This window comes from Thiohalomonas denitrificans, from assembly GCF_016841685.1.
Classification (GTDB): Bacteria; Pseudomonadota; Gammaproteobacteria; order Thiohalomonadales; family Thiohalomonadaceae; genus Thiohalomonas; species Thiohalomonas denitrificans_A.
In genome coordinates this window covers 1-16,702 of the sequence record NZ_JAENYR010000076.1, presented here as the reverse complement: position 1 = coordinate 16,702, position 16,702 = coordinate 1, and the positions used below count along the sequence as shown (strand labels likewise).

Below are 16,702 nucleotides of genomic sequence, written 5' to 3'. Positions count from 1 at the left end.
GCCGCTGCTCTCTGGATTCCCGCCTCCGCGGGAATGACGGGGGAGTGAGCAGTTATGACCATCCGTAACGCCCCGGTTGATCGTGCACGGCATAGGAGATTCGTCATCCCCGCGCAGGCGAACCGTCATCCCCGCGCAGGCGAACCGTCATCCCCGCGCAGGCGAACCGTCATCCCCGCGCAGGCGGGGATCCATTTTGAGCCATGCCGCTGCTCTCTGGATTCCCGCCTCCGCGGGAATGACGGGGGAGTGAGCAGTCACAGATTATCTATGTTCGACAGGCTGCTAGGCTGATTAGCATTCAGCCCGTTACTACCGGAAGACGCAAAATACGTTGTCGGGTTTGTGGCGAAGGCCAACAAAAAGGGACTTTTCAGCATGACGCAGCACTATCTCAAACAGCTTTTCGAACCCGAATCGGTGGCTATATTCGGAGCCAGTGACCGACCGGATTCGGTAGGCGCTCTGGTGTTCCAGAACATGCTGGAGAGCGGGTTTAAAGGTCCTGTTTTCCCAATCAACCCCAAGCATGAAAAGGTGAGAGGACAGAAGGCGTACGCTTCGATCGATGAGGTGCGCCAACCGGTTGATCTGGCGGTGATCGCCACGCCCGCACCGACCGTGCCCGGCATCATCGAGGCCTGCGGCGTCCATGGTGTCCGAAGAGCGGTGATTCTTTCAGCGGGGTTCCGGGAAGTGGGACCGCAAGGGCGCAAGATCGAGCAGGCGGTGCTGGAGAATGCGAGGCGCTACGGCATCCGCTTCCTGGGACCGAACTGTCTCGGAGTAATGAAACCCGGATTGGGTGTGAATGCCACGTTCAACAAAGGCGGTGCAAAAGAGGGTCGTCTCGGGCTCGTTTCGCAATCGGGAGCCCTGTGTACGGCCATTCTGGACTGGGCCGCCGCCAATGATGTCGGCTTTTCGACCGTCATTTCCACCGGGATCTCTGCCGATCTGGACTTTGGCGAAATACTCGATTACCTGGTCGTCGACCCCAAAACCAATAGTATTCTGCTTTATGTCGAGGGGATCCATAATTCTCGCTCGTTTGTAAGCGGCCTGCGGGCAGCGGCCCGGATCAAGCCGGTCATCGCACTCAAGGTCGGACGGCACGCGGCCGGCTCCAGGGCGGCTGAATCGCACACCGGAGCATTGGTGGGCTCCGATGATGTCTTTGATGCGGCTCTGCGTCGCGCCGGGGTGGTTCGCGGGATGCGCATCGGGCATCTCTTTGCAGCTGCACAGACCCTCACCTCCCGATTCCGGGCTGAGGGGGAGCGCCTGGCCGTGGTGACCAACGGTGGAGGACCCGGAGTGATGGCTACCGACCGGGCGGAAGATCTCGGCATTCCCATGGCGGAGCTTTCGGAAGCTAGTCTTGGTGTGCTCGACCAGGCCTTGCCGGGGACATGGTCTCACGGCAACCCGGTCGACGTGATTGGGGATGCCTCGGTGGATCGCTATGTAAAGGCCCTTGAGGTATGCCTCGCCGATCGGGGAGTCGACGGGGTTCTGGTGATCCTGACGCCACAGGCGATGACCCGCCCCATGGAAGTCGCCGAAGGCGTCGTCGAGGTCGCAAAAAAGGCGAAAAAGCCGGTACTGACCTGCTGGATGGGTCAGATACAGGTTTCCGAATCCCGTGAATGGATGCGCCGCTCAGGGTTGCCCAGCTTCCATACGCCCGAGGCGGCAGTCGAGGCGTTTTCCTATCTAACCGCCTATTACCGCAACCAGCAGTTGCTATTACAGACCCCGGGTCCGGTGGGCCGGCGTCGTCAACCGGATGTGGGAGGCGCGCGCCTGATTATCGAGAGCGCCTTGGCCGACGGACGCAATCTGTTGAGCGAAACGGAGTCGAAGGCCGTCCTGGCTGCCTTTCATATCCCAACGGGTCAGGCAGTGGTGGTCCGTTCACCGGGCGAAGCCCTGGTCCAGGCGGAATCGATGGGCTTCCCCGTAGTGCTTAAAATCAACTCCCGGGACATCACCCACAAGAGCGATGCGGGGGGCGTGCGGCTTGGGATCAGCAATGCACAGGGGGTTCGCTCGGCCTACAACGATCTTATCGGTGAAGTGAACCGCCGGCGTCCGGAGGCGCGCATCGACGGAGTGACGATCGAGCCCATGGAGTTGCGGCCCAACGGCCGTGAACTGCTGGTGGGTCTGATCACCGACCCGTTGTTCGGGCCGGTGATTACCTTCGGTTCCGGGGGGACGGCTGTCGAGGTGATGGGGGACCGGGCTGTCACTCTGCCGCCCTTGAACCATTTCCTGGTCGCGGACCTCGTCCGCCGCACTCGGGTATCCAGAAGCCTGAGGGCCTTCCGGCATATGCCACCTGCGGATATGGAGGCGATGGAAAACGTGCTGATGCGCGTCTCCGAGATGGCCTGTGAGCTGCCCTGGATCCGGGAACTCGATATCAACCCGCTGATTGCCGATGAAAACGGTGCCATAGCTGTCGACGCCCGGATCGTGGTGGATTATCCCGCGGTGGGACAGGGGCCGTACGGGCATATGGCCATCTATCCCTATCCCGTGCATCTGATGACTCGCTGGCAGACACCCGATGGCATCGATGTGGTGATTCGGCCGATTCGGCCGGAGGATGCGGAGATCGAGCAGGCGTTTGTCCGCCAACTCTCCGGACGCGCCAAATATTTCCGGTTCATGCAGATCCTTGAGGAACTCACCCCAGCGATGCTGGCTCGCTTCACCCAGATCGATTATGACCGGGAGATGGCCCTGATTGCTGTACTCGAGGAGGAGAAAGGCGACACGCAACTGGGTGTCTGTCGCTATGTCATCAATCCGGATGGGATCAGTTGCGAATTTGCCGTCGTGGTGGCTGATGAGTGGCAGCATCGCGGAGTAGGGCATCGATTGATGGTCCAACTCATGGAGGCCGCGCGCGAGCGCGGCCTTAAACGGATGGAGGGTGAAGTTCTCGCCGATAATCACGAGATGCTGGCACTGGTGCGCTCCGTCGGATTCACGGTTATAACCAGCCAGGAAGACCCGAAGATAAAAAGCGTCTACCGTCGTCTCTGACTAGAAAGTAGCGAGTGGCTAGGCCGGGGCAACCGCCTACTTTGAAGCGAGCGGTGTTAGACAATGCAGGAGCACACTTGTCGAGGGATGCTGCCGTCGAGCGCACACGGATGAAAGATGATTGCTCCTGCATAATCTTCACTTCCTACATCCCTGTAGGTCGTATTCACAGCGTACCGGCTATTGAGGACTTAGTTCCCTCGCCGGCATCAAAAATGGGAGTATGCGTTTACCCTGGTGGATAGGTGGTTACTCCACGGGCGGGGAGAAAGCTGGTAATCTGGGTGTCCCTTTCAATCGCTGCCGCTATGCGTCGGTTCGCCGCCCTCTTACTGCTGTCTCTTCCGCTGTTTGCCGGTCCCTCGGCTGCTGAACCCGAGGTGCGCATCGGTGTGCTCAGCCATCGCGGTGATGAAGCGACGCGCCGGACGTGGGAACCCTCTGCTGATTACCTGAACGGGGCGCTGCCGGGATTTGCGTTCCGGATCGTTCCTCTGGATTTCGATGCGGTCGTGCCCACGGTGGAGCGGGGTGAAGTCGATTTTATCCTGACCAACCCGGGTATTTACGTCAACCTGGAGGTCCGCTATCGAGTCTCAAGAATCGCTACTCTCAAAAACCGGCGCGGCGGTCTGGGTTACAACATTTTTGGAGGCGTTGTCTTTACCCGGGCCGACCGTGTCGATTTGCAGACCTTGAATGATCTGCGAGGTGTCCGGTTCGCCGCCGTGGATCAGGCCTCCCTTGGGGGTTTTCAGATGGCCTGGGGCGAGTTGGCCAAGGAAGGTATCGACCCCTACAAGGACTTCTCCGAATTGCGTTTCGCCGGCACTCACGACCGGGTAGTGCGGGCCGTGCTTGCCGGACAGGTCGATGCCGCCACGGTGCGTACCGACATTCTGGAGAGGATGGCGCAGGCGGGCACTGTCGATCCTGCCCGCATTCGGATTATCCATGAGAGGAAAGATCCCGAATTCCCCTTTGCGCATAGTACGCCGCTCTATCCGGAGTGGCCATTTTCCAAACTTCGACACACGCCAAACAGCTTGGCCCAGCAGGTTGCGGTGGCGCTTCTGAAGATGCCGGAGGAGCATCCAGTGGCGCTGGCCGGTCGCTATTCGGGTTGGACTGTTCCACTCGATTACCAGCCGGTCCATGAGCTGTTCAAGGAACTTCATCTGCCGCCCTATCCGGAACGTCCGGTGACCTTTTGGGAGGTCGCCCACTATTATGGCCAGTACCTGCTGGCGGGCATTGGGGCGCTGCTGGTGATGGGGTTGATGAGCACCTGGGTATGGCGACTCAATCGCCGGCTGGAAAACGCCAACAGCTGCCTGGAACAGCAGCACAATCTTATCCTCAATTCGGTGGCCGATGGTATCTATGGGGTGGACCTGAAGGGCAATTCGACTTTCGTGAACCGCGCCATGGAGGAGGTGACCGGGTGGAACGCGGCCGAACTCATCGGCAGGAATCAGCATGAACTTCTTCACCACACCAGGGCCGATGGTTCGCCGCACCCTCCGGAGGAGTGTCCGGTGTATACCACGGCCGAGGATAGTGTTCCGCGCTATGTGGAAGATGACGTTTTCTGGCGCCGTGACGGAACCAGCTTTCCGGTCGAGTACACCAGCACACCGGTTCATAACGAACGCGGTGACTGCGTGGGGGCCGTTGTGGTATTTCGCGACACTACTGCACGTAAGGAGGCGCAGGAGCGCCTGCGCCGGCATCAAATGGAGCTGGCCCATGTGGGACGACTTTCGACCATGGGTGAAATGGCTTCGGGGATCGCCCACGAACTCAATCAGCCACTGTCCGCTGTTGCCAATTACAGCCGCGGCTGCATCAACATGCTGCGTACGGGCAAAAGCGACCCGGAGCAGGTGACCGAGGTGATGGAACGAGTTGCCGGGCAGGCAGAGCGGGCGGGCGAGATCATCCGCCAGCTACGCGCTTTCGTCCGGAAGGATCAGAGTGAACTCAGCGTCATTGATCTCAATCGACGTACCAGTGATCTGGCAGTGCTGATCGGCCCCGATGCCCGGCGCGAGGGGGTTGCCTTCCAACTCGATTTGGACCCTGCCGGGGCCCGGGTACAGGGGCGCGGAATACAGATCGAGCAAGTGGTGCTCAATCTGGCCCGGAATGCCATTGAGGCCATGCAGGCGACTGCCGGCGATGAGCGGCGCCTTCTGATCTCCACCCGCGTTCACGAGGAACGGGTGACAGTGCGGGTAGAGGATACTGGTTCCGGCGTCGACAGTGAGGTGACCGACACGCTGTTTGCCCCGTTCGTGACCAGCAAGCGGGATGGAATGGGGCTGGGTCTGTCCATCAGTCGTGGCATAATCGAAACCCACGGCGGTACGCTGTCGGTCTCCTCCACCTCGGAAGAGGGCAGCGTGTTCCAATTTTCGCTACCGTTGCATCCTGATAGAGAAGGCTCATGAACAGCGAACAGCCTACCGTTTTCATCGTTGATGATGACGAAGCCGTGCGTGACTCTCTCAGCTGGCTGATGAGTTCGGTTGGCCTGGCGGCGAAGAGCTTCTCTTCGGCCCGGGTCTTTCTCGATACCTACGCTCCCTCACGTCCGGGCTGTGTGGTGCTCGACATCCGCATGCCGGGCATGAGCGGCCTGGATCTGCAGGAGCAGATCCGCAAACGGGGGATCGAATTGCCATTGATCTTCATCTCCGGGCATGCCGATGTGCCAATGGCAGTGCGGGCGCTCAAGTCCGGCGCCTTTGATTTCATTGAAAAGCCCTTTAACGATCAGGTGCTGCTCGAATGTGTACAGCGCGCCATCGAGGAGGATGAGGAGCATCGTCGCAGATGGGCAGCGAAGGCCGATGTGGTGGGCCGTTTAAATCTTTTGACCCCCCGTGAAAGGGAGGTGCTGGACCTGGTGGTTGAGGGTGCCTCCAACAAGGTTATCAGCAACAGCCTGGGGGTCAGTCTGAAAACCGTTGAGGCGCATCGAGCCCGTGTCATGGAGAAGCTCCAGGCCGGCTCTCTCTCGGAATTGGTGCGGCTGGTACTCTTCTACGGTGACTCCCCATAGGGCTAGCGGCGAGCATGCGTCAGGCATCATAAATAGCAACAGCACCGGCGGCTAAGGGTTAACCCTTACTATACTGCGTAGTTCCCCCAATTTTATTTCCCCTTTGAGTAGGCTCTAATCTTCTCGCCGGCGAAGTACGGTATTTCGCGCCGGCTCCCAAGAAACGACCGGAAATACCCGGAGGATGGAGGATAAGTCCAAGGGCGTTCCAAAAATGATCTTGCTGGCTGTGCTGGTTGCCTTGCAGCCTGTCGGATTTAGGCGATCGTAGCGAGCTGGCGGGAGGACGAGGCGAAATTTTTGCGATTTTGTGGAACAGAGTGGTTCTACGTAGCGAAACATCGAGGAAATTTCGGCCGGTCTCCCGTCAGCGCAGTAGATTCTTCCTAAGTCGACAGGCTGCAAGGCACCAGCTTCGGCACAGCAGGCGCCGGATGCCCTGGCAAGGACCTACTGCACGCCATTACTTCCGCTGAAGATGCCTGGAGTCGTGGCATCGGTGGGTAGGCAGTTACCCGCGAAGTCCTGCTGGCCGCCTTAGAGGCGGCCCAGCGGGGCGATTTTGGCTGTGCCATCAAGTTGGCAAAAACGGAACGCCGTCAGCGTGAGTTCCGCCGTCGCGTTTCCGACCAGAAGTGTGACTGACTCGACCTTACCGGTTGCCAAAACGGATTTGACCCATATTCACGCCCGGGGAGTGGAGGCGTAACCATGAAGACCCCGCTTTTGGCCGACCGGGCGCCTGCCGATTTCACCCCCTTTTCGGGCAGGAGAAAACGCCCGATCGGTCTCTTTTTCTATTCCCCAAGCCTTTCGCGGCTGCCTTGCATTACCCCCCTCAGCGGCTAGATTCAGAAGTGTCAATGGGAAAAACACCCCAGGTTATGTCGCTAAAGAATGTAGCGTCCCGACACGACACCTCCATTATTCCAGTCCGACGATGAGGCAATCACCGTGAACCTGATGTCCAGGCAAACAGAAGTGCTGCTGTCTGCTGTCGAACAGCTGAGTCCTCTCAGCGAGGGAGCATCCTCTCCGGAAAATTCGCTGAAACGGCTGCTGAACGGGATTAACCGGGTATTATCCGCTGATCAGTTGGTCGCCCTCGTTTTCGATACGAACGGGAGGGAATACCGGGCGGTCCTGGGGACGGCTATTGATCCCTGCCAGGAGCATTGGCTGCGACGGCGGATTCCTGATGCCGGGGGTGAACCGGAGGTGTCGCTGGTTGGGCGGGAATACTGGGATGGGGCGGCCGGGGATGAGCGCTGCCTCGGGGCTCACCTGCGTAGCGGTGCGCTGGTCGCTATACCGTGCGGGGAAAATTGGGGTGTCCTGCTGGTCGCCTATCACACCGATCACCTGTTTTCGGATCAGGAGCTCACGTTTTTGCGGATCTTCGCAAACCTGGCCGGGGTCTCTCTGGAGAGCAAGATGCTCGGTGCTTCCGACTCGGAGAGCGAACTACAGGATTTTTCCCGCCAGCGCCTGTCGGTACAGGAGGGTGAACGTCAGCGCATCGCAGCGGAGCTTCACGATGGCATTGGGCAAAATCTTGCAGCCGTCAAATATCTGCTGGAAGGCGCATTGCTGGAGCATGGCAAGTCCAACGGTACCGTTGCTCGTGACACCCTGACAACGACTCTGCACAGTGTACAGTCGACCATTGACGAAGTGCGGCGTGTGGCTATGGATCTACGTCCGGCCATGCTGGACGACCTTGGACTGCAGCCGACGCTGGCGTGGTTCTGCAGGCAATTCCGGGAAATCTACCGGCCCTTGCGGGTACACCTGCAATTCGGCCTGGACGAAGATGATCTCGACCCCGGCCTGCGTGTGCCGATTTATCGGATTTGCCAGGAAGCACTCAACAACATCGCCAAACACGCAAAGGCCAAATGTGCCGAGGTATCGCTGACCTTTGAAAATGGCCGGCTGCTGTTGCGTATCAGTGACGATGGTGTGGGTTTGAACACCGTTGGCAATGGTGGGTTTGGTCTGAAAAACATGCGTGAGCGAGCGGAATTGTCGGGTGGTCGGCTGGTGATTACCAGGGGGAAACCCAGCGGGCTCGCTATCGAAGCGAGCTGGTCGATACCGGAGCCGGACCTACCGCGTCTGGGGCGTCTTGATGACGCTGCCTTGTATGGTCGGAAATTATCCGGAACGCACCCCAATTGATTTCAATGGACAAGCCCATTGTTTAGGGCGTAGGCGGTAAGCTGGGAGGCGCTGTGTAAATCCAGCTTCTTCATCAGATTCGATCGGTGCTTTTCCACGGTTTTTTCGCTCAACGAGAGGTAGGTGGCGATCTCCCGGTTGCGTGAGCCTTCCGCAATTAGCTTGATGACTTCACGTTCGCGGCGCGTGAGTGTCTCCCAGGAAGCAGGAGCGCGGTTCAGAGCGGTATTGCTCAGATATTGGGTGACCAGGTTCTGACAGATCGCCGGGCTCAAATAGGTTTTTCCATTCAAAACGCTGCGAATCGCCACAAGCAGTTCAATATGCGAATCGTCTTTGAGGATATAGCCATCAGCCCCCGCACGCAGCGAAGCCCGGATATATTCCTCGGTCTTGTGGATGGTGAGTACCAGGACCTTGACGGCGGGATGGCGTTTTTTGATGTCCTGAATCGCCTCTGTGCCGTTGGTGCCGGGCATGGAGAGGTCCATCAGGACCAGGTTCGGTTTGGTTTCGTTGGCTTGCAGCAGGGCTTCACGGCCATTTGCCGCTTCGCCGGTGACCTTGAGGTCGGGTTCGGTGGCCAGCAGTGCCCGCAATCCTTCGCGCAAAATCGCGTGGTCTTCCACCAGTAATACACGGCTAGCCATTGCCATAGAACTTCCTTGTCCCGGTTTGTGACATTCCCTGTCTTTTAGAGCCAGCCCGTCCGGCAGACGGTAGAAGAAAGTATAGATCACAGGGTAAACGCATACTCCCATTTTTTGATGCCGGCGAGCGAACTAAGTCCCTGATAGCAGGTACGCTGTGTGTACGCTCGACGGCAGCATCCCTCGACAAGTGTGCTCCTGCATTGTCTAACACCGCCACCCCTGGCTGCGGGCTGCCGACGACGTGCTACCAAGGACTTACACCGCTCGCTTCAAAGTATGCGGTTTCACTGGCTACATGAATTCATTGAGCGGGTTGCGTACAATTCTCAAAAGAGGTTCGAATACGTGATGGGCATCCCGACTGGAGCTACCGGAGAATCCCTCTACGGATATAATCGGCCCGTGAGGTATCCAACCAGGGGTGTCCCAGCCGGTGTATTTCAAGAGGGGTGTTAAGTAGTGGCGTCGTTTGCCGTTAAAGTACCGTCCCAGGAGCGGTTGATCCCCTGGGTCACGGGCGTGCTGGTAATCCTGTTGGCCTATGTTCTGGCTCAGGGCACATGGCGCCTGATCCCCGATCCGGTGCTGCCGGAAACACCGGTGATGAGGGGTGGTGCATCCGCAGAGACATCCTCCATCCAACTCGGCCTGGAGGAGGTGGCTGACCTGCACCTGTTCGGCGAACGGACTCGTCAGCACCAACCGGCGGTAGCGGCCCCCATTGATGCGCCGGAAACCCGCCTGAATCTGGTTCTGCGCGGTCTATTCGCCGCTGACAGGCCTGACCAGGGGGCGGCGATTATCGCCGATTCCCGGGGCAACGAAAAATTCTACCTGAATGGTGACCATTTGCCAGGTGGGGCACAGTTAAAAGAAGTCCATGTCGATCGGGTCATTCTGGCTCGGGGAGGGAGGTTCGAAACCCTGAAACTACCCAAGGCCTCCCGGACCGGTATCTCGCTGGATGATGAGTCCGAGACGGGCGGTGCAGCAGCATCCGGAGTCCGGCAATTGCCGGAATTGCGCAATTATCGTGAAAAGATCCGGGCAAACCCGACCAGTGCTTTCGACTTGGTGCGGATGCGGCCGGTAAGCGAAAACGGGAGGCTGAAGGGCTACCGGGTAAGCCCCGGCAAGGACCGGGAGCTGTTTCGCAAGGCGGGATTGAGGTCGGGCGATGTGGTAACGGGGATCAATGGGATGGGGCTTGATGACCCCGCCCGGACCCAGGAGGTCTTCAAGCAATTGACTTCGGCCAGTCAGCTGGAGCTGGTGGTGGAACGGGGAGGCCGGCAGCAGCAGATCGTGCTGAGCGTCGACTGACGAATCGCTCAACGGGTAACCGAAAAGAAGAAGACAGAATGCGATTATCGAATAATTTTGCCGCGACGTCGGGACGACACAGAAGGACTTGTTGGGGATTCTGGAGCCTGATGGTGGTTTTTTTGTTGGTCGTTGCCCTGCCGGTGCGGGGTGAACAGCTCACCCTGAATCTCAAGGAAGCGGATATCGGCTCGGTTATCGAGACTGTATCGAAGATGACCGGAAGGAATTTCATCGTCGACCCCCGGGTCAAGGGAAAGATCACGGTCATCTCCTCCGAACCCATGAATGCCGACGAGATCTATGAGGTCTTCCTCTCGATTCTCAACGTCCATGGCTTTGCGGCAGTGCCGTCCGACGGTGTTATCAAGATCGTGCCCGAGGCCAATGCCAAACAGGATTCCATTCCCACGGTGACACCAGGGCAGCCCGGGACGGGGGATCAGTACGTGACTCGGGTGATCAAGGTGGAGAACGTTGCCGCGGCCCAATTGGTGCCGATTCTGCGGCCGCTTCTGCCGCAGCAGGGGCATCTGGCTGCCATGCCCTCTGCCAATGTGCTCGTCGCCTCGGCCGGAGCGGCCAACCTCCAGCGTCTGGTGGAGATCATCAGGCGGGTGGATCGCTCCAGCGATGGTGAGCTGGAGGTGATTCGGCTGGACCACGCCTCGGCGAGCGAAGTGGCACGGGTGCTGACTTCCCTGCAACAGGGGGCGGATAATCAGGCCGGTGGTGCGGCGAGTTTTGTGGCGGATGAACGCACCAACAGCATTATCATTTCCGGCGGAGCCAATCGGCTGCAGTTGCGGGCGATCGTCAGTCACCTGGACACTCCCATGGATGCCGGCGGTAATACGGAGGTGATTTATCTGCGTTATGCCAACGCGGCGGAGGTAACGACCGTACTGGAAGGCATCAGTGCCACCCTGGGTCGAACCGGTGGAGAGGCCAAAAATGCCAGGGAACAGGAGGTCACCATTCGTGCCCACGAACAGACCAACGCCATCGTGATCAATGCGACGCCTGATGTGATGCGTTCACTGAAGTCGGTTATTTCACGACTGGACATTCGGCGGGCGCAGGTTTACGTGGAAGCGGTCATTGCCGAGATTCGTACGGATGACCAAAAGCGGCTCGGAATCCAGTGGGCCTACGATGGTTCGCCGGACAACGGCCCGGTGGGACTCGTCAACTTCCCAAGCGCGGGGAATGCCTCCCTGAGCAGCGTCGCAGGAACCGTGGCCGCCGGGGGTATCCCCAGTCCGCCAGGTTTGCTGGCGGCTGTGGGGGATACAGCCTCGAACGGCACGCGGGGGGGGGCTTTGCTGCACGCGATCACCTCGAATACCAATGCCAATATCCTCTCCACGCCGACCCTTGTCACCCTCGACAACGAAGAGGCAGAGATCGTCGTGGGTCAGAATGTGCCTTTCGTGACCGGCTCCTTTACTTCGACCGGCGGTGATTCAACCGACCCGTTCCAGACCATCGAACGCCAGGATGTAGGCCTGACACTGAGTGTGAAGCCGCAGATCAACGAAGGCAATGCGGTGAGACTGGAGTTGTCCCAGGAGGTCTCCAGCGTGTCCACCGCCACGGGTGCGTCGGATTTGATCACCGACAAGCGCTCGTTGAGAACCACCGTCATGGTGGACGATGGTCAGGTGGTGGTCCTCGGGGGGCTGGTGGATGAGCAGCTGGACGTAGGCAAGGATAAAGTGCCGGGACTTGGGGATATTCCCGGGCTCGGATGGCTGTTCAAGTATGAGTCCACTACAAAGGTCAAACGTAACCTGATGATTTTCCTGCGCCCGGTCATTCTTCGGACCAAGGAGCAGAACGCGGCCATTACCAATGCCAAGTACACCTTTATCCGGGACAAGCAACAGGCTGTCCGCGACGAGGGTCTTTCGCTGATGGCTGACGACGCTTCCCCGCTGCTGCCCGAGTACGAGGATTTCATGGAACTCCCGCCGCCTTTCGAAGTCTGGAAAGAGGGTCCTGGCGCGCGGCCTCCCGAGGAGGATTTCAAGGCTGATGGCGACACCTGAACAAGTGATGCAGGAACTCCAGGAACCGGATCTCGAAGATCGCGGTTCCGGGAGGCTTCCGTTCGCCTTCGCCAAGCGGTTCGGAGTGGTTGTGGTCGACGAGGATGAAGCCGGCCTGAAAGTACTTTACCGGCCCGGGCTCGATCTCCAGGCGATGGCGGAGGTGCGGCGTTTTCTCGGCCGGCCCGTGAGCTGGGAAAAGATACCTGCGGAAGGGTTCGAGTCGCTGCTCCAGCGGACCTATGAGAATGGTCCCCATGGCGCCATGCAGGCCATGGGTGAACTCGGCGATGAACTCGACCTGGAGCACCTGGCACAGAGCCTTCCGGAACCGGAAGACTTGATGGAGAGCGAGGATGATGCCCCGATCATCCGCCTCATCAACGCCCTGCTCACAGAAGCCATTCGCGAAGGCGCTTCGGACATCCACATCGAGCCTTTCGAGCAGCACCTGGCGGTGCGCTTCCGGGTCGATGGCGTGCTGCGCGAAGTGCTGCGGCCCCAGCGCAAGATGGCGCCCCTGCTGGTCTCACGCATAAAGGTCATGGCCAAGCTGGACATTGCCGAGAAGCGCCTCCCCCAGGATGGCCGTATCTCCCTGCGTGTCGCCGGCCGTCCGGTCGATGTCCGCGTTTCGACACTGCCTTCCGGCCATGGCGAGCGCGTGGTCTTGCGCCTTCTCGACAAGCAGGCGGGGCGCCTGGACCTGACGCATCTGGGCATGGATCCGGCAGTGATGAAAGAAATCGATCATCTCATTCATCAGCCCCACGGCATTCTGCTGGTGACGGGGCCAACCGGTTCGGGTAAGACCACTACCCTCTATGCGGCACTCACTCGACTCAACGACAAGAGCCGCAATATCATGACGGTCGAAGACCCGATCGAGTATTACCTCGACGGGATCGGCCAGACCCAGGTCAACAGCAAGGTGGACATGACCTTCGCGCGCGGTTTGCGGGCCATTCTCCGGCAGGACCCCGATGTGGTGATGGTGGGTGAAATTCGCGACCTGGACACCGTCCAGATTGCGGTGCAGGCCTCCCTCACCGGTCACCTGGTGCTTTCGACCCTGCACACGAATACGGCCGTGGGTGCCGTGACCCGGTTGCGGGATATGGGCGTGGAGCCGTTTCTGCTCTCTTCCAGTCTGCTCGGAGTTCTCGCCCAGCGGCTGGTACGCACGCTCTGTCCCCACTGCAAACGTCCCTACCAGGCCGATGCCGCCGAGGCCCGACTGCTGGGCTTTAGTGAGGACGAATCCCCCACCCTCTATTCGCCTGTCGGCTGTTCGGATTGCAACGAGACAGGCTATCGGGGCCGAACCGGTATTTATGAATTGGTGATTCTCGACGACAGCATGCGTTCCATGGTTCACGATGGGGCGAGCGAGCAGGAACTGGAGTCCAGCGCCCGCCGACATACGCCCGCCATACGCGACGACGGCATGCGTCGGGTCCTCGCCGGCGATACCGCCCTGGAAGAGGTGCTGCGGGTTACTCATGAATAATCCGAGATACGAGATTCTAGGGGAAAGCGTGATGGCCGAGACGAAAAATAGGATCAGGGTTGCAGAGGTGCAGACGTTTCCGGCTGGCCCTGTATCCCGCTTTGGGGTTTTGTACCCGGTATCCCGTATCTTGCACTTCGTATCTCGCCCCTCGCTCCTCGTATCTTTTATCTGATGGGTGCCTACGAATACACCGCGCTGGATGCGGGCGGACGGCAGCGCAAGGGCGTGCTGGAGGGTGATACGGCCCGCCAGGTGCGCCAAATGCTGCGCGAGAAGGGGATGATCCCGCTGAATCTGGGCGAGGTGGTCCGGCAGGAGGGGAAGCAGCGGCGGGGTCCCGTTCTGCGCGGAGGCGTCAGTGCCACTGACCTGGCCGTTGTCACCCGCCAACTCGCTACCCTGGTACGCTCGGGCCTCCCGCTCGAGGAGGCATTGACCACGGTCGGCGAGCAGACCGAAAAACCGCGCCTGAAGAGCCTCATGCTGGGCGTTCGTTCGCGGGTCCTGGAGGGACGCTCACTGGCCGATGGTCTTGCCGATTTTCCCTCGGTATTCCCGGAACTCTATCGTGCGACGGTGGCTGCCGGCGAACAGTCGGGGCATCTGGACGTGGTGCTGGAACGTTTGGCCGATTACACCGAAAAACGTCAGCAGATGCGCCAGAAGATGACACTGGCGCTGCTTTATCCGACGCTGCTGACGTTCGTGGCGCTGGCGGTTGTAGGTCTGTTGCTGACCTACGTCGTTCCGCAGGTCGTCCAGGTATTCGAAAACGTCGGGCGTGAACTTCCCTGGCTCACCACGGCGCTGATCGCCCTCAGTGATTTCCTGATCGATAATGGCGTGCTGCTGCTTTTGGCGGGAGGGATAGTCGGCTTTTCTTTCTGGCGATTGCTGAAACGACCGACTTTTCGTTATCGTTTTCATCAATTTCTATTACGAGCTCCGCTATCGCATCGGCTAGTGCGGGGTTTGAACACCGGTCGTTTTGCGCGCACCTTCAGTATCCTGGCCGCCAGCGGCGTCCCGGTACTGGAGGGGATGCGCATCTCCGCCCAGGTACTATCGAACATTCCCATGCGCTCGGCGGTGGATAAGGCATCGGAACGGGTCCGTGAGGGCAGCAGTATCAGTCGGGCGCTGGAAAGTAGCGGGTTGTTTCCACCTTTGACCCTGCACCTGATTGCCAGTGGCGAGTCCAGTGGCCGTCTCGAGGAGATGCTCGAGCGGGCAGCGGACAATCAGGAGCGGGAGATGGAAACGCTCATCGCCGTTCTGATGGGTGTGTTCGAACCGGTCCTGCTGCTGGCGATGGGCGGCGTGGTACTGATTATCGTGCTGGCGATTCTGGTCCCGATTCTGGAGTTGAACCAGCTGGTGATGTAGTAATTGGGTGAATTACTGAGATCACTGAGAGCGTGATCACAGAGCACACGGAGACATCCTTTGTATAAAGGCACTCAGTGCCCTCTGTGGTGACAAGCCTCTGTTCTTTGCGCCCTTTGCGGTTAATCCATGTTTTGGTTAGGAGAAAGGAAGAGTATGAAGATTGAACAGCGTCGATGGAGTCGAACGAGCCAGCGCGGTTTCACGCTTATCGAAGTGATGGTCGTCGTGGTGATTCTCGGCATTCTCGCCGCCATTGTCGTGCCCAAAGTCATGGATCGGCCTGATGCCGCGCGCATCACCAAGGCCAAACAGGACATCCGGGCTCTGGAGAGCGCCCTGAACCTCTACAAACTGGATAATTTCCGTTATCCGAGTACCGATCAGGGGCTTGAGGCCCTGGTCAGCAAACCCGGCGGCTCCCCGGAGCCACGCAACTGGAAGAGTGGCGGCTATATGGATCGCCTTCCCAAAGACCCTTGGGGTAACGATTACCGCTACCTGAGTCCCGGACGCAATGGTGATCTCGACATCTACACTCTGGGCGCCGATGAGCGCGAGGGTGGGGAAGGTGTAGATGCCGACGTCGGGAACTGGAACCTCGATTAGAACCACCGTGACCCGTCTGGCTCCGGGCCGCCCTTTCAGGGATCGGGGTTTTACCCTGTTGGAACTGATGGTGGTGATGGTTATCATTGGGGTCATCATCGGTTTCGCCGCGCTCTCCATCGGTGACGGCGGCCGAGGTGAACGCATTGAGACCGAGGCACGCAGGCTGGCCGCCCTGATGCAATTGACCGGCGACGAGGCCATCCTCAATGGAAGCCAGTTGGGGCTGTTTCTTACGCCGGAAGGTTACCGTTTCCTGATGCTCGGAGAAAAGAAGTGGGAGCCGGTGGAGCGTGATCAATTGCTGCGCGCCCGAAAATTGCCGGATGGCGTGGCGGTGGAGCTGCGCGTGGAAGGCATGCCTGTGGTGGTGGAAAAGGACCCGAAAAAGCTCGAGCCCCACTTGATCTTTCTTTCCAGCGGCGATCGGACGCCCTTCGAAATGGAACTGGGCCCCGCCGACCGCTTCGGAGAACTCGACGAGGAAGGGATCCTGCACCACCTGGAAGCGGGCCCCTTCGGTCCCATCACCCTCACCGGTCCGGGCATCAGGCCGGCCGACTTCGAAGACGAGTAACATCGCGAAAAATCACTGAGAACACCGAGCATTGCGGAAAACCACCGGCAAGGGGGTGAACCACAGGGAACACGGGGGAGAAAAAACCGAACAACCTGTTGTACCCCGTGGTTACCGCTCGTCGTTGATTCGGGCCTGCTCAGCAGGTGGATACGGCTCCTGATGAACTTCCCCCCGCTGTCATTACGAGGAGCCCCGGCGACGAAGTAATCTCCTGCTCCCAAACCCCGGATTGCCGCGTCGCTGTGGCTCCTCCTGAAGAACTTCCCCCTTTCCATGCAGCCA

The 16,702-nt window shown here is 59.3% G+C and carries 11 protein-coding genes; 10 read left to right on the top strand and 1 reads right to left on the bottom strand.

The window, feature by feature from the left end:
* Positions 1-378 precede the first annotated feature (378 nt).
* The 4 genes from Q7L05_RS14090 (at position 379) to Q7L05_RS14075 (ending at position 8,305) form a co-directional block, all read left to right on the top strand.
* Positions 379-3,057, top strand: a complete 2,679-nt coding sequence (locus Q7L05_RS14090; RefSeq protein WP_303907959.1) for a bifunctional acetate--CoA ligase family protein/GNAT family N-acetyltransferase — start codon at positions 379-381, stop codon at positions 3,055-3,057.
* Between the two features lie 284 nt (positions 3,058-3,341).
* Positions 3,342-5,510: a PhnD/SsuA/transferrin family substrate-binding protein gene (locus tag Q7L05_RS14085; RefSeq protein WP_303907956.1), complete on the top strand. Its 2,169-nt coding sequence runs from the start codon at positions 3,342-3,344 to the stop codon at positions 5,508-5,510.
* Complete coding sequence (locus Q7L05_RS14080) at positions 5,507-6,124, top strand: response regulator transcription factor (protein WP_303907953.1); 618 nt, start codon at positions 5,507-5,509, stop codon at positions 6,122-6,124. Before Q7L05_RS14085 ends, Q7L05_RS14080 begins: the two co-directional genes overlap by 4 nt.
* 963 nt (positions 6,125-7,087) lie before the next feature.
* Complete coding sequence (locus Q7L05_RS14075; RefSeq protein ID WP_303907950.1) at positions 7,088-8,305, top strand: GAF domain-containing sensor histidine kinase; 1,218 nt, start codon at positions 7,088-7,090, stop codon at positions 8,303-8,305.
* A gap of 2 nt (positions 8,306-8,307) precedes the next feature.
* Here the strand turns inward: Q7L05_RS14075 and Q7L05_RS14070 are convergent, their stop codons facing one another.
* The gene (locus Q7L05_RS14070; protein ID WP_303907946.1) at positions 8,308-8,961 is read right to left on the bottom strand and encodes a response regulator; all 654 of its coding nucleotides are present in this window, start codon (positions 8,959-8,961) and stop codon (positions 8,308-8,310) included.
* A gap of 456 nt (positions 8,962-9,417) precedes the next feature.
* Here Q7L05_RS14070 and gspC point away from each other — a divergent pair, with 456 nt between their 5' ends.
* The 6 genes from gspC (at position 9,418) to gspH (ending at position 16,417) form a co-directional block, all read left to right on the top strand.
* Positions 9,418-10,281: a type II secretion system protein GspC gene (gene gspC / locus Q7L05_RS14065; RefSeq protein WP_303907943.1), complete on the top strand. Its 864-nt coding sequence runs from the start codon at positions 9,418-9,420 to the stop codon at positions 10,279-10,281.
* A 110-nt stretch (positions 10,282-10,391) separates the two neighbouring features.
* Positions 10,392-12,332 carry a type II secretion system secretin GspD gene (gspD, locus tag Q7L05_RS14060; protein ID WP_303907940.1) on the top strand — a complete coding sequence of 647 codons (1,941 nt, stop codon included), beginning with the start codon at positions 10,392-10,394 and terminating at the stop codon, positions 12,330-12,332.
* A gap of 7 nt (positions 12,333-12,339) precedes the next feature.
* Positions 12,340-13,842 carry a type II secretion system ATPase GspE gene (gene gspE, locus Q7L05_RS14055; protein WP_303907962.1) on the top strand — a complete coding sequence of 501 codons (1,503 nt, stop codon included), beginning with the start codon at positions 12,340-12,342 and terminating at the stop codon, positions 13,840-13,842.
* Positions 13,843-14,016: 174 nt separating this feature from the next.
* Complete coding sequence (gene gspF / locus Q7L05_RS14050) at positions 14,017-15,231, top strand: type II secretion system inner membrane protein GspF (protein ID WP_303907937.1); 1,215 nt, start codon at positions 14,017-14,019, stop codon at positions 15,229-15,231.
* A 156-nt stretch (positions 15,232-15,387) separates the two neighbouring features.
* The gene (gspG, locus tag Q7L05_RS14045) at positions 15,388-15,840 is read left to right on the top strand and encodes a type II secretion system major pseudopilin GspG (RefSeq protein ID WP_303907935.1); all 453 of its coding nucleotides are present in this window, start codon (positions 15,388-15,390) and stop codon (positions 15,838-15,840) included.
* Positions 15,809-16,417, top strand: coding sequence for a type II secretion system minor pseudopilin GspH (gene gspH, locus Q7L05_RS14040; RefSeq protein ID WP_303907932.1), 609 nt, complete (start codon positions 15,809-15,811; stop codon positions 16,415-16,417). The genes gspG and gspH overlap by 32 nt, the downstream gene beginning before the upstream one ends.
* The last annotated feature ends 285 nt before the right edge of the window (positions 16,418-16,702 follow it).